The following is a 13462-nucleotide window of genomic DNA, read 5'->3' as shown; positions in this document are numbered from 1 at the left end:
GAAAAATACTTATCTGACGCAGCGCAATCGCGAGCAAGCCCGCTCCCACAGTTGATGACATTCGGCTTGAAAGATGGGCTGGCGTTCCGGCTCTATCAAACGGCTATGTACTCAACAAATTCGCCATACCATTCCAGCCAGCCTTAGCCCTGTTCAAGCTGCGCCAGCCGCTCTTCCAGCGCCGCAATCCGCGCTTCCAGCTCTTCGATACGTTCCACCGAGACTGAACTGCCGGCCCCACGCTCCACCGGGCTGCCTCGCGCTGCGAGTATCACTTCAATGTCCGCAGGGTCTCCCAGCGCATGCGTATAACGGTCCTCACGCTGCCCCGCTTGACGTGGCACCAGCAGCGCCAGCCCGCGCGCAATCAGGCGTTCGAGCTGGTGCACAACCTGTTCGGCATCTTCGAAATCATGCATACGCCCGCTGCGCGTCAGCAGTTCGTTGACTGTCTGCGGCCCGCGCAAAAACAGCAGCCCGATCAGAATCACTTGGGCGGGTACCAGCTCCAGCGCCTTTTCTACGCGATGTTCCCAGCGGTCGGCGCGGCTGCCCATCACCAGGCGCGTAAAACCTTGGGCTTCAAGCGCACGCAAGCTCTGGCCGACCTGGCCTTGGCTGAGATTCGTCACCGGTTCGCGGCTGGTTTTCTGGTTACAGGCCAGTACCACGGCATTCAGGGTCAGGGGATAGGTTTCCGGGTTGGTCGCCTGTTTTTCTATCAGGCAGCCCAACACACGGATTTCCGTGCTATTGAGGCGCGGCTCAGGGGTGTCGGTGTCGTGCTCGGCGGTCATCGCGCTTTCCCTATGCAGTGAGCCCCCTAGCCTAATCCTGAAAAAATAAAAGACAAGCTGCGGGCGGGTCTATAATCGCGGCTGGTTCCAACCCTGCCATTACCGTGAGACTTTCATGACTATTTCCCTGTACGCCGCCTCCATCCCGGTCTTCAAGCAGATGCTCAGCGCCCTGAGCGATGTGCTGAACAAAGCCGAAGCCCACGCCACCGCCAAAAACATCGAGCCGAACGCCTTGCTGCAAGCGCGCCTGTTCCCGGACATGTTCCAACTGGTGCGCCAGGTACAGATCGCCGTCGACTTCGCTAAAGGCGTTTCCGCACGCCTGGCCGAGATCGAAGTGCCCAAATACGAAGACAGCGAAGTGACCTTTGCCGACCTGCAAGCGCTGATCGCCAAAGTGCTGGCATTTGTCGACACCATCACCCCGGCGCAAGTCGATGGCAAAGAAGGCATCGAGATCATCACCCGCCCCGGCACCCCGAAAGAGAAGCGCTTCAGCGGCCAATCCTACCTCCTGACCTACGGCTTGCCGCAGTTCTTCTTCCACGTCACCACCGCTTACGCCTTGCTGCGTCACAACGGTGTGGAAGTGGGCAAGCGCGATTACATGGGCGCGTTCTAATTAAATAGCCGCTTTATAAGTGCATAAAAGCCCGAGGTCGTTCGATGACGAATAGCCTCGGGCTTTTTTGTTCCTGATGATTACGCAGGTTGCGCTTCCTTGCCCAGGCACGCCGCTGCGGTAAACAGCACATCGGTGGACGAATTGAGCGCCGTTTCTACCGAGTCTTGCAGCACGCTGATGATGAACCCGATGGCCACCACCTGCATGGCGATCTCGCCGGGAATGCCAAACAGGCCGCACGCCAGCGGAATCAGCAGCAGCGAGCCGCCGGCGACGCCGGATACGCCACAGGCACACACCGCTGCGACCACGCTGAGCAGCACCGCGGTGGGCAGGTCTACGGCGATGCCGAGGGTGTTTACGGCTGCCAGGGTCAGTACCGTGATGGTGGTCGCGGCACCGGCCATATTGATGGTCGCGCCCAGTGGTATCGACACTGAATAGGTGTCTTCATGCAGGCCCAAGCGTTTGCTCAACGCCAGGTTTACCGGAATATTCGCCGCCGAACTGCGCGTGAAGAAAGCGGTAATGCCGCTTTCGCGCAGGCACATCAGTACTAGCGGGTAAGGGTTGCGGCGCAGTTTGCAGAACACGATGGCCGGGTTGATCACCAACGCCACAACCAGCATGCAGCCGATCAGCACGACCAGCAGGTGGGCATAACCGAGCAGCGCGCCGAAGCCTGAGGTGGCCAGCGTGGAGGCCACCAGACCAAAGATGCCCAGCGGCGCGAAGCGAATCACTGTGCGCACGATCACTGTCACGCCGTTGGACAGGTCGCCCAACACGACGCGGGTGGTTTCACCGGCATGGCGAATCGCAATGCCCATACCGATGGCCCAGGCAAGGATGCCGATAAAGTTGGCATTCATCAACGCGCTGAGCGGGTTGTCTACCGCGCTTAGCAACAGGCCTTGCAGCACCTCGGCAATGCCGCCGGGCGCGCTGACGATGGCGCCCTGCGTGACCAGCACCAGCGTCGAAGGGAACAACGTGCTGGCAACCACCGCAACCGTGGCGGCGGAGAACGTGCCGAGCAGGTACAACAACAAAATCGGTTTGATATGGGTTTGCTGGCCATGCTTGTGGTTGGCGATCGAGGCCATTACCAACACAAACACCAAAATCGGCGCCACAGCCTTGAGCGCCCCAATAAACACCGCGCCCATAATGTCAGTGGCGCGTGCTACCTCGGGCAACAGCAAGGCCAGCAGAATGCCGGCGATCAGGCCGATGACGATTTGCGTGACCAGGCTGACGCGTGTCAGTCGCTGGAAGCGTGAAGGGGTGGCAGTCATAAGCAGTCGTCTCTGGTTATTTTTAGTAAGGCACAGCATTGCAGGCAGAAAGCACTGTAAGAAGCAGGCGCAAGGTCCTATCGGCTGTGGGAAGGGTCCTATATGGCGAGACACTTCATCACTCGCATCCGTAGGCCTTCGCCAACTTCAGACACACTCTGTTAAGATTTCACGCTCTACTCTTTCCTATTCGTCAGCGGGCCCTTTGGGCTGCCGTTCCTGACGGCGTACTTCGCGCGGTTCCAGCGCAAGCGCCTGTTCATTACCATCTTGATCATGTTCGCGGTGGCCAATACGGTTGCGGCATTGGCACCGAATATCTGGGTGATGGCGCTGGCACGCTTGATTCCGGCGTCGATTCTGCTGGCACTCTTGCTGATGACCGCCAAGCCGGTCGCCGCCAGCGCCTGATCCGTCAGGGCAGGGCGGTGAACAGCTCGCGCCTGGCGCCTTCGGTAATCGCGACGATGCCGGGGTGCTTGACCTTGCGCTCCACCGAGATCGCGTAGAACGACTCGGTCACCGCCTCGGTCTGGCCCATCAGCACCACCGCGTACTGGCGCACCACCTCATCGGCGATCACGCTGGGGGCGATAAATATGCCGCTGCCGGATTGCCCGAATGCCTGCATCAAGGCGCTGTCGTCGAACTCACCGATGATCTTCGGTTGAATCTGCTGCTCGGCAAACCAGCGCTGCAAGCGGCTGTGCACCACCGTTTCTGCCCCCGGAATCAACAGCGGCGCACCCTGCAAGCACTGTGGGAAAGCGCCGTGATACCTGTCAGCCAACTCTTGGGTGGCGAAAAAACTGATGCCGCATTCGCCCAGCTTCTGGCTGTAACCCTTAATGTCCAAGTGCGTAGGCATGGGGCTGTCGGAGATCACCAAATCCAGCCGCTGAATCGCCAAATCGGCCAGTAAACGCTCGAGTTTGTCCTCGCGGCAGGTAATGCGGATAGGTTCGCTCAACGCCATGGTCGGCGCGATCAGGCGGTAGACAATCGATTTGGGCACCACATCGGCCACCCCGACGCGAAACAGAATCTGCTGTTCATCGGGCTGCGCACGCAACAACGCCTCCAGCTCATTGCCGGTTTGAAACATCTGCTCGGCGTAGGGCAAGGCCCGGCGCCCAGCCTCGGTGAGTTCCAACTGGCGGCCGACGCGCTGAAACAAAGCGATACCAAAGGTCTCTTCAAGCAAGCTGATCTGCCCGCTGATGGTCTGCGCCGTGAGGTTCAACTGCTCACAGGCGCGAACGATGCTGCCGGTCTTGGCCACTACCCAAAAGTAATGCAACTGTCGATAATTGAGCATGAGGGTCTACACTTCGTAAAAACCGAAGTATACGCCGTATAAATACGAATTTTCCTGAACTGTACGCTTGCATAGAATGCCTCGCTATCGAGGGCCCACTTTTTGGGCCCAATGGTTCTAACGAGGAACACAGCATGAAACTCAATTCTCTGGGCGCCGCGTCGTTGCTTGCGCTTTCATTGGTAATGATCAGCGGCTGTGATCAGGTTGAAAAAAGCGCGCAACAGGTGATGGGCAAGGCCACCGAATCCGCTAAACAAGCCATCGATGAGACCCACAAGGCCGCCGAACAGGCATTGAGCGAAGCCACGCAAGGCCTGATCAGCCCGCAAGAGCAGGACGATCAGGAAGAAAAAGAGTCTGAATCAAACAGCAAAGAAGCCTAACTTCCCGGCACAACCTCAGGACTGACCTATGGATTACCTTGTACAACTGGCCGCCAGCCCAACCGCCTGGATCGCTTTGGCCACCTTGATCGTGATGGAAATCGTGCTGGGCATCGATAACCTGATCTTTATCTCGATTCTCACCAACAAATTGCCGGAGAAGCATCGGGCCAAAGCGCGGCGTATTGGTATCAGCATGGCGTTGATATTGCGCCTCGGGCTGTTGAGCACCATCGCGTTTATCGTGCAGTTGACCACCCCGGTATTTGAAGTGTTTGGCCAAGCGTTTTCGTGGAAGGACATGATCCTGATCGCCGGTGGCTTGTTCCTGGTGTGGAAGGCGACGACCGAAATCCACCACAGCATGGACCCGGAACCTGAGGAGAAGAACAGTGCCGGTGCTGCAGTGTCCATCGGATTCGCAGCGGCGATTGGCCAGATTTTGTTGCTCGACCTGGTGTTCTCCATCGACAGCATCATCACGGCAGTGGGCATGACTGAGCACTTGCCGATCATGATTATTGCGGTAGTGACCTCGGTGATCGTGATGCTGGTGGCGGCTGAGCCGCTGGCCAAGTTCATCAACGACAACCCGACGGTGGTGATGCTGGCCCTGGGCTTCCTCATCATGATCGGCATGACGTTGATCGCCGAAGGCTTCGGCGCCCATGTGCCAAAAGGCTATGTGTACGCGGCCATGGCGTTCTCGGCGGCGATCGAGTGCCTGAACATCGCACGGCGCAACCGCCACAAGCGTTTGCTCGCCGCCCGGCAGTAAGCGTCTGCACCTAAAAGCCGGCTGAGCGCTTAAGAGCCCAGCCGGCTTTTTGCTGTCTGATAGAATCCGCCCACTAGTTACCTTGAGGTCCACCCATGAACGAGCCGATTCGCCTTACCCAGTACAGCCACGGCGCGGGATGCGGCTGCAAGATTTCACCGCAGGTACTGGAAGTAATCCTGGCCGGCAGCGGCGCGCAAAACCTCGACCCCAACTTGTGGGTGGGTAATGCCTCGCGGGACGATGCCGCGGTTTACGCTATCGACGACGAGCGCGGCGTCGTTTCCACCACTGATTTTTTCATGCCGATTGTCGATGATCCTTTCGACTTCGGCCGCATTGCCGCTACCAATGCCATCAGCGACATCTACGCCATGGGCGGCGACCCGTTGATGGCCATTGCGATTCTCGGCTGGCCGGTGAATGTATTGGCGCCGGAGATTGCCCGTGAAGTAATCCGTGGCGGCCGCGCGGTCTGCGACGCCGCGGGTATCCCGCTGGCGGGTGGCCATTCGATTGATGCACCGGAGCCGATCTTTGGCCTGGCCGTGACCGGCATCGTGCACAAGCGCCACATGAAACGTAACGACACCGCCACTGCCGGCTGCCATTTGTACCTCACCAAACCGCTGGGCATCGGCATCCTCACCACGGCCGAAAAGAAGGGCAAGTTGCGCGAGGCAGACATCGGCCTGGCCCGTGACTGGATGTGTACGCTGAACAAACCCGGCAGCCGTTTCGGCAAACTGGCCGGTGTGACCGCCATGACCGATGTCACCGGTTTCGGTTTGTTGGGCCATTTGGTGGAAATGGCCGACGGCAGTGGTCTCACCGCGCGCATCGAGTACGAAAAAGTCCCACGCCTGCCTGGGGTGGAGGACTACCTGGATCAGGGCTGCATGCCCGGTGGCACCTTGCGCAACTTCGACAGCTATTCGAGCAAACTGGGGCGTTTGCAGGAATTGCACAAGCGCGTGCTGTGCGACCCGCAAACCAGCGGTGGCTTGTTGATTGCCGTGACCCCGGAGGGCGACGCCGAATTCCACTCGGTGGCCGTCGAATTGGGCCTGCACCTTGCGCCGATCGGCGCACTGGTTGAGCGACAGACCCACGCGGTAGAGGTGTTTTGATGGCAACTGACATCACCGACTACCGCGATATTTTCCTCAACGATCGGCCGATGATGGATACCCGCGCGCCCATCGAATTCATCAAGGGCGCGTTTCCCGGGGTGATCAATCTGCCGCTGATGACCGACATCGAGCGCCAGCGCGTCGGCACTTGCTACAAGCAGCAGGGCCAGCAAGCCGCCATCGTGCTCGGGCATGAACTGGTGTCGGGCGCGATCAAGGCTGAACGTATCGAACAGTGGGCGCAGTTCGCCAAAGCCAACCCCGACGGGCACCTGTACTGCTTTCGCGGCGGAATGCGCTCGCAGATCGTTCAGCAATGGCTGAAAACCGAGGCGGGCATTGACTATCCGCGCGTCGGCGGTGGCTACAAGGCCATGCGCAACTTCTTGCTGAACACGGTGGAGCAGGCGACTGCGGAGTGTGATTTTGTCTTGCTGGGCGGCATGACCGGCACCGGCAAGACCGAGGTACTCAACCAGTTACGCAACGCCCTCGACCTGGAAGGGCATGCCAACCACCGCGGTTCCAGCTTTGGCAAACGCGCCACGGCGCAACCGTCCAACATCGACTTCGAGAACCGCCTGGCGGTAGACCTGCTGAAAAAGCGCGCGGCCGGTATCGAGCAGTTTGTGGTCGAGGACGAGAGCCGGATGATCGGCAGTTGTGCGCTGCCATTGCCGCTGCATCAGGGCATGCAGATGTTTACGATGGTGTGGCTGGAAGACAGTGTCGAAGGCCGCGTCGAACGAATTCTGCGCGATTACGTGGTCGACCTCTGCGCCGAGTTCATTCAAGTATTTGGCGAAAACGGTTGGGCGCTGTTTGCCGAGCGTCTGACCCAGAGCCTGGCGAATATCCACAAGCGCCTTGGCGGCGAGCGCTTCCAGCGGTTGCAGACGCTCCTGCAGGATGCCTTGGCGGAACAGGCCCGCAGTGGCGCTGTGGACTTGCACCGAGTGTGGATCGAAGGGCTGCTGCGTGAGTATTACGACCCGATGTACGCCTTCCAGCGTGAAAGCAAAGGCGTACGGGTCGAGTTTGCGGGAGAGCAGGGGGCGGTGGTTGAGTACCTGCGCGAGCGCGTGGCCAGGCGAGGTTGATAGGGTGTGGCTGATGGCCTCTTCGCGAGCAAGCCCGCTCCCACAGTTTGATCGGTGAATAAGGTCAAACTGTGGGAGCGGGCTTGCTCGCGAAAGGGCCATCAGCCGCATCAACTAACTAAAGAAGAACCGCGCCAATCAACCCGCACACCACGCCAACCAGCATGGTCAGCCCGGCCACCGTCACCAGCACCCGCGCATCGAAATCCTTGCGCAGCATCAGCAGTGACGGCAGGCTCACGCTGGGCAGGGTCATCAACAAGGCCACGGCCGGGCCGGTGCCCATGCCCAAGGCCATCATGGTTTGTACAATAGGAATCTCGGCGGCTGTAGGAATTACGAACAGCGTGCCGACGATTGCCAGCGGCACCAGCCACACCAGGCTGTCGGCCATGGCGCCATCGATATGAGGGAACAGCCAGACCCGCGCCGCGCCCAATACCAGCACGGCGACGATATAAATTGGGATCGTGCTCCAGAACAACTGCCACAAGGTGCGCAACCAGCGGCTCAGGAACGGTTGCGACTCGACTTGGCTGACATCGGCCACCGCGTCCAATGCGGCTTCGGGCACTTGGTCGGGTCGGGCAATCCGCTGCGCCACCAAGGACACGCCGACCACCAGCACAACCCCCGCGACCAGCCGTAACGCGGTAAAGCCCCAGCCCAGCACAAAGCCCATGAACACCAAGGTCGCCGGGTTCAATACCGGGTTGGCGATCCAGAACGCCAGTGCCGCGCCCACCGACACGTGCTGGCGGCGCATGCCCGCCGCTACCGGGGCTGCGCAGCAACTGCACATCATGCCCGGCAAGGCGAACAGCCCGCCGCGCAGCGTCGAGCCCAAACCGGCACGGCCAAACAGGCGCAACAGCCAGTCACGTGGGATCAATACTTGCAGCAACGAACCCAGAATTACCGCCAACACGGCGGCCTTCCAGATCGCCAGGAAATACACTTGGGCATAGGCCAGCGCTGCCGCCAGCGGGGCAGTTTGCTGGTCATTCAGAATCGAGGCGCCGATGCTGTGGTTATCCGCCGCCACGAAGGCCTTGAGGTAGTAGGGCGACCACTTCACATAGTAGAGGCCAATGCAGGCGACCAGCAGGAATAGCGCGGGTTTGTACCAGAAAGACCAGCCCCGGTTGGGCTGGGTGGAGATGAGGTTGGGCATGATGCTGATCCGCAGAATGAGTCAATAGCGCAGCATCATACGCGTGTGTCGCTCAGGCTTCAGATGTCCGCGCTGATCTGGGTCGCATCCGGGCAGGTTTGCTGGCCGTTATTCAGGCCTTGTGTGTAGTTGCGGCTCAGCAGCGACGCCTTGCCGTTGTGCCAGGTCAATTTCAGTACGTAGAGGGTGTCGTAATCACTGCCCGACCAATCTTTAGTAATACGTTGTTTCTCACCCGAGGCTTCACTGGCCACTTTGTTGATTAGCTCCGGCAAGTAGCCGTGGGACCAGGCGGTGTAGATAATCGAGTTGTGGTACTTGTCTTCGACCAACTCGTCGGCGAGGGCGCTGGTGTCGTTGGCGGAGAATTTGATGTTTACCGGCAGGCCGAGCTTGATGGCGCTGGGGCTGATGGTCATCAGTGGCCGAATGTAGCTGTAGGAGTTGTCGTGCTCACCTTCCTCGACATTGCGTGTCGGGTTGGCGGCAAATACATAGTTGGCCTTGCCGAATTTTTCCGGCAGCACGGTGGCCAGGTTCATCGCGCGGTTCAGGCCCTGGCAGTTGAGCTGGCCAAGACCGCCTACGGGTTTTTCGCCGTGGCGCAGGAATACCAACGTTTGTACGCCGTCCACCGGCTCGGCGCTGCTGATGCGCGACTCAAGTGTCAGACCGACGGCGCCGCCCGCCAAGAGCAGCGGCAGCATGACGTATGAATATCGTTTAAGACGTTGCGCAAGGCACAGAGGCTTGATTGTCATTGTGGGTTCGAGTCTTCAGTGCATCGGATTAGGGCTGACAAGCCCGGCCCCAGTGACGCATCCGGCGTCCTGTGGTTTTCCGTGTCGGTGTAACAGGGTGTCTCCTTTCACCGTAATGGCGCACTTAAGAGTGTGTTCAGGCTCTTTGGTTCGCCTGCGCGGGAGACTAGCGCAGCTATGTTGCGTATTGATGACCCATGCAGGACGGCGGACACATGACTATCATGGGAGCTTTATGCCCAGGTATTTCCCGATGAACGCAATCGCCGCCTTCCCAATTCATAGCAAATGGCCTGCGCAGCACCCGGAGCGCTTGCAACTGTACTCGCTACCTACGCCCAACGGTTTAAAAGTCTCGATCATGCTCGAAGAGCTTGGCCTGCCGTATGAGGCGCACAAGGTCAGCTTCGAGACACAGGACCAACTGTCGCCGGAGTTTTTGTCGCTGAACCCCAACAACAAAATCCCCGCAATCATCGACCCCAATGGCCCGAGCGGGCAGCCGCTGGCGTTGTTCGAGTCCGGCGCTATCCTTATTTACCTGGCGGAAAAAACCAGCCAGTTGTTGTCCGAAGACCCGACCACGCGTTATGAAACCCTGCAATGGCTGATGTTTCAGATGGCCGGTATCGGCCCGATGTTCGGTCAACTCGGATTCTTCAATAAATTTGCCGGCAAGGATTACCCGGATAAACGCCCGCGTGATCGCTATGCGGCCGAGTCCCGACGTTTACTCGGTGTACTGGAAAAACGCCTGCTGGGCCGCACCTGGATCATGGGCGACGACTACAGCATCGCCGACATCGCCACCTTCCCGTGGGTCCGCAACCTGATCGGTTTCTACGAGTCCGGCGACTTGGTTGGCATCGCTGACTTTCCTAACGTGCTGCGCGCGCTGGACGGCTTTGTCGCACGCCCTGCGGTGATCCGCGGCCTTAACATTCCGAGCTGACGCATGCCAACGTTCGATTTTAAACAACTGGATGTGTTCAGCCGCGTCGCGCTTAAAGGCAACCCGCTGGCGGTGGTGCTCGGTGCCGACAGCCTGACCGATCAGCAAATGGCCGACTTCGCCAACTGGACCAATCTCAGCGAAACCACGTTTTTACTGACGCCACGCGACCCACGCGCTGACTATAGGGTGAGAATTTTCACCACGCTCAAAGAACTGCCGTTCGCCGGGCACCCGACGCTGGGCAGTTGCCACGCCTGGCTGCAAGCGGGTGGCCTTGCGCAAGGAGAAGAGATCATTCAGGAGTGCGACATTGGCCTGGTGCGCATCCGTCGCGAAGGCGATGAGCTGGCGTTTATTGCGCCGCCGTTATTGCGAACAGGTTCAGTAGAGGCGCCGTTGCTTGCGCGCGTGTGCCTGGCGCTGGGCTTGGCCCCCGAGGCCATTGTGCGCAGCCAATGGGTCGATAATGGTGCGGGTTGGCTGGCGGTGATGCTGGCTGATCGCGACCAGGTTCTCGGCTTGGAGCCGGACTATTCGCAGTTACACGGTTTGGCGGTAGGCGTTATCGCCCCCTGTGACCCGACGCGCGACGCTGTGCACGCGCACTTCGAAGTGCGCGCCTTTATCGCCGGTGACGGCGCTCAGGAAGACCCGGCCACTGGCAGCCTGAATGCTGGCGTCGCCCAATGGTTGCTGGGTGAAGGCCTCGCGCCCCAGGTTTACGTAGTCAGCCAGGGCACGGCGATCGGGCGCGCAGGGCGCATTCGTGTGGAGCGCCAGGGCGACGACATTTGGATCGGCGGCGCGGTGGCGGTGTGCATCGAAGGGCGTTTACAGCTCTAGATCAATCAATTGTTACGGGCCGCGCAATACACTATTGGCCCCTTGGCATTTGTGCTGCCGGGGCAAGGGGCATAAGCTTTTGCCCCAAAGATTTTTGCCTTAGCTATTTAGCCTCAAAATCAGGAAAGCCATGACCAGCCAGTTCCCCCAAGCCCGCCCACGTCGCCTGCGCCGCTCCCCGGAGCTGCGTGGCTTGTTCCAGGAAAGCGAATTCACCCTCAACGACCTGGTGCTGCCGATTTTCGTCGAAGAAGAAATCGACGACTTCGTGCCGATCACCAGCATGCCCGGCGTGCAGCGCATCCCTGAGAAAAAATTGGCGGCCGAGATCGAGCGGTATGCCCGTGCCGGGATCAAATCCGTCATGACCTTCGGCGTGTCCCATCACCTCGACGCCAACGGCAGCGACACATGGAAGGAACGCGGTCTGGTCTCGCGCATGTCTTCGATCATCAAGGACGCGGTGCCGGAAATGATCGTAATGTCCGATACCTGCTTCTGTGAATACACCGACCACGGCCACTGCGGCGTGATGCACGGAGCCCATGTCGATAACGACGCGACCCTGGTTAACCTCGGCAAGCAAGCAGTGGCCGCCGCTCGCGCCGGGGCTGACGTTATTGCGCCGTCGGCAGCAATGGACGGCCAGGTCCAGGCCATTCGCCGCGCCCTGGATGACGCCGGCTTCACGCATATTCCGATCATGGCCTACTCGACCAAATTCGCCTCGGCGCTCTATGGCCCATTCCGCGAAGCCGGCGGCAGCGCGCTCAAAGGCGACCGCAAAAGCTACCAGATGAACCCGATGAACCGCCGCGAAGCCGTGCGCGAATCGCTGCTGGACGAACAGGAAGGCGCCGACGCGCTGATGGTCAAACCCGCGGGCGCCTACCTCGACATCATCCGCGACATCCGCGAAGCCTCGCGCCTGCCGGTGGCCGCTTACCAGGTCAGCGGCGAATACGCGATGATCAAATTTGGCGCCCAGGCCGGTGCAATTGATGAAGATCGAGTAGTGCGTGAGACGCTGGGTTCGATCAAGCGCGCCGGTGCGGATTTGATCTTTACGTATTTTGCGATGGATTTGGCGCTGGCGGGGATCTGATACCGACGCGTAATACTGTGGCGAGCGAGTGTGCTCGTCACGGGGTGTATCGAGCTGCACCTACACTGATTCAGCCCAGTGTCGGCGGGAGTCTTGTGGCTCTTGTGTATTGTCGGTGAGGTTGCTTTCTGTATAAGCAAAATCATGCAGAAGTTCGGCGTACGGTACTCCTATAGCAGTCGTGTAGGCCGCATGGGACTTAATGTATACTTTTTTGATGATGTGGAATCTGTTTTAAAAGCAAGCTAATTAAATTTTTCATAGTTCTCTGCATTCAATGATGCTAGCCACTCTTTGAAGAAATTAACCTGTTCTTGCGGGTTGTTTGTTAGGTTGTTTTCCTCGTGGTCAAATATATTAACTATGTCGTTTCGCGAAGCTGGTTTACCTAATGCCATTTCATATGCGACCAGCCCTGCACTCATCTGAGAGGCCATTCTTGAAGGCATTACATTTATTTTTGCCCCCTTGCAGAGGAATTTTATATGAGGGAAATCTGCCCTGACTTTAGCCAGGCAAGCGTAAATATCCTTTCCTTGATAAAATTTCTTGAAGTTATCAGCCTCGGAAAATGTCATCACAAGGCTTTCGACATCATATTTCACTGTCACTTCCGTCACTTGATTTTCAATAATTACCTTTATTTTCTGCGTGTCCATTCTATTTCCTGTTCGGGTTTGGAATCGAATGCCCTACATAGCTTCCATCAGGTTTTAAAGGTGTCATGCCTAAAATGTCCTCCGGGTGTATTTTGTGGTGCACTGCAAATTCTTTTTCGTTTGAAAAGGGGGTCATCTTGCCGAGTTCTAAATTGACGTCATGTCCAGGAATACTTTTTAGAACGTATAGATAACCTCCTCTTGTACCGTAACCAGTTGCAAAATCTGCCGCAGTGAGCCTCGACGGTGAGGTGCTTATGAAGTTGCTCGGCGGATCGTTGCTGTTTAGAGCATGCAAGTAGAGGTCATTGCTTTCTCCTTTGCTCTTGAAGCCATGCTTGAAAATTTCATCTGGGTGTTTTCTATCTCCCCTGAATAGATAGTCCTCCTCCTCATTTGTCGTTGGTGGCTCAGGTTCATTTTTGTGAACGTTTGCTTTAGTCGAAGGTTCATCAACCTTAGCTACGGGCTTACACCCATCCGCCCCTGGACATGTGTTCAAACCGAGCGGATCAACCCACCCCGTA

Annotated in this window: 15 protein-coding genes and 1 pseudogene; 9 read left to right on the top strand and 7 right to left on the bottom strand. The window is 58.3% G+C overall.

Annotation, left to right across the window (positions count from 1 at the left end):
- Positions 1-143 precede the first annotated feature (143 nt).
- Positions 144-797: a YceH family protein gene (locus F0169_RS25515; RefSeq protein ID WP_152747967.1), complete on the bottom strand. Its 654-nt coding sequence runs from the start codon at positions 795-797 to the stop codon at positions 144-146.
- A gap of 115 nt (positions 798-912) precedes the next feature.
- Here F0169_RS25515 and F0169_RS25510 point away from each other — a divergent pair, with 115 nt between their 5' ends.
- Positions 913-1422: a DUF1993 domain-containing protein gene (locus tag F0169_RS25510; RefSeq protein WP_058414971.1), complete on the top strand. Its 510-nt coding sequence runs from the start codon at positions 913-915 to the stop codon at positions 1420-1422.
- 80 nt (positions 1423-1502) lie between these two features.
- Here the strand turns inward: F0169_RS25510 and sstT are convergent, their stop codons facing one another.
- On the bottom strand, positions 1503-2723 hold the full coding sequence (sstT, locus tag F0169_RS25505) for a serine/threonine transporter SstT (protein ID WP_152747966.1): 1221 nt from the start codon (positions 2721-2723) through the stop codon (positions 1503-1505).
- Positions 2724-2936: 213 nt separating this feature from the next.
- Here sstT and F0169_RS25500 point away from each other — a divergent pair.
- Positions 2937-3077: pseudogene (locus F0169_RS25500) on the top strand (MFS transporter); the annotation flags it as partial.
- A 61-nt stretch (positions 3078-3138) separates the two neighbouring features.
- Here the strand turns inward: F0169_RS25500 and nhaR are convergent.
- Complete coding sequence (gene nhaR / locus F0169_RS25495; protein WP_152747965.1) at positions 3139-4041, bottom strand: transcriptional activator NhaR; 903 nt, start codon at positions 4039-4041, stop codon at positions 3139-3141.
- A gap of 134 nt (positions 4042-4175) precedes the next feature.
- Here nhaR and F0169_RS25490 point away from each other — a divergent pair, with 134 nt between their 5' ends.
- The 4 genes from F0169_RS25490 to mnmH all read left to right on the top strand — a co-directional run bounded on the left by F0169_RS25490 (position 4176) and on the right by mnmH (position 7438).
- Positions 4176-4427 (top strand): hypothetical protein, encoded by a 252-nt coding sequence (locus F0169_RS25490; protein ID WP_152747964.1) that lies wholly within the window; start codon positions 4176-4178, stop codon positions 4425-4427.
- A gap of 28 nt (positions 4428-4455) precedes the next feature.
- Positions 4456-5205, top strand: a complete 750-nt coding sequence (locus tag F0169_RS25485; protein ID WP_058414967.1) for a TerC family protein — start codon at positions 4456-4458, stop codon at positions 5203-5205.
- Between the two features lie 95 nt (positions 5206-5300).
- Complete coding sequence (gene selD, locus F0169_RS25480; RefSeq protein ID WP_152747963.1) at positions 5301-6335, top strand: selenide, water dikinase SelD; 1035 nt, start codon at positions 5301-5303, stop codon at positions 6333-6335.
- On the top strand, positions 6335-7438 hold the full coding sequence (mnmH, locus tag F0169_RS25475) for a tRNA 2-selenouridine(34) synthase MnmH (RefSeq protein WP_152747962.1): 1104 nt from the start codon (positions 6335-6337) through the stop codon (positions 7436-7438). Before selD ends, mnmH begins: the two co-directional genes overlap by 1 nt.
- Before the next feature lie 118 nt (positions 7439-7556).
- On the opposite strand, the gene F0169_RS25470 is transcribed toward mnmH, so the two are convergent.
- Both F0169_RS25470 and F0169_RS25465 read right to left on the bottom strand, forming a co-directional pair.
- On the bottom strand, positions 7557-8612 hold the full coding sequence (locus tag F0169_RS25470) for a permease (RefSeq protein ID WP_152747961.1): 1056 nt from the start codon (positions 8610-8612) through the stop codon (positions 7557-7559).
- Between the two features lie 59 nt (positions 8613-8671).
- Positions 8672-9373, bottom strand: coding sequence for a histidine phosphatase family protein (locus tag F0169_RS25465; protein WP_152747960.1), 702 nt, complete (start codon positions 9371-9373; stop codon positions 8672-8674).
- A gap of 253 nt (positions 9374-9626) precedes the next feature.
- On the opposite strand from F0169_RS25465, the gene F0169_RS25460 reads away from it, so the two are divergent.
- The 3 genes from F0169_RS25460 to hemB all read left to right on the top strand — a co-directional run bounded on the left by F0169_RS25460 (position 9627) and on the right by hemB (position 12276).
- Positions 9627-10325 (top strand): glutathione S-transferase N-terminal domain-containing protein, encoded by a 699-nt coding sequence (locus F0169_RS25460; protein ID WP_152747959.1) that lies wholly within the window; start codon positions 9627-9629, stop codon positions 10323-10325.
- 3 nt (positions 10326-10328) lie between these two features.
- Complete coding sequence (locus F0169_RS25455; protein WP_152747958.1) at positions 10329-11171, top strand: PhzF family phenazine biosynthesis protein; 843 nt, start codon at positions 10329-10331, stop codon at positions 11169-11171.
- Positions 11172-11301: 130 nt separating this feature from the next.
- Positions 11302-12276, top strand: coding sequence for a porphobilinogen synthase (gene hemB / locus F0169_RS25450; RefSeq protein ID WP_058414960.1), 975 nt, complete (start codon positions 11302-11304; stop codon positions 12274-12276).
- A gap of 245 nt (positions 12277-12521) precedes the next feature.
- Here hemB and F0169_RS25445 read toward each other — a convergent pair whose 3' ends face one another.
- Positions 12522-12935 (bottom strand): hypothetical protein, encoded by a 414-nt coding sequence (locus tag F0169_RS25445; RefSeq protein WP_152747957.1) that lies wholly within the window; start codon positions 12933-12935, stop codon positions 12522-12524.
- Between the two features lies 1 nt (position 12936).
- Positions 12937-13462: scabin-related ADP-ribosyltransferase (locus tag F0169_RS25440; RefSeq protein WP_425274322.1), on the bottom strand; the 526-nt coding region annotated here is incomplete at its 5' end.

It is taken from the genome of Pseudomonas kitaguniensis (assembly GCF_009296165.1).
GTDB lineage: Bacteria > Pseudomonadota > Gammaproteobacteria > Pseudomonadales > Pseudomonadaceae > Aquipseudomonas > Aquipseudomonas kitaguniensis.
Note: the sequence above shows the minus strand (reverse complement) of the source record. Positions and strands in the feature narration are given on the sequence as shown.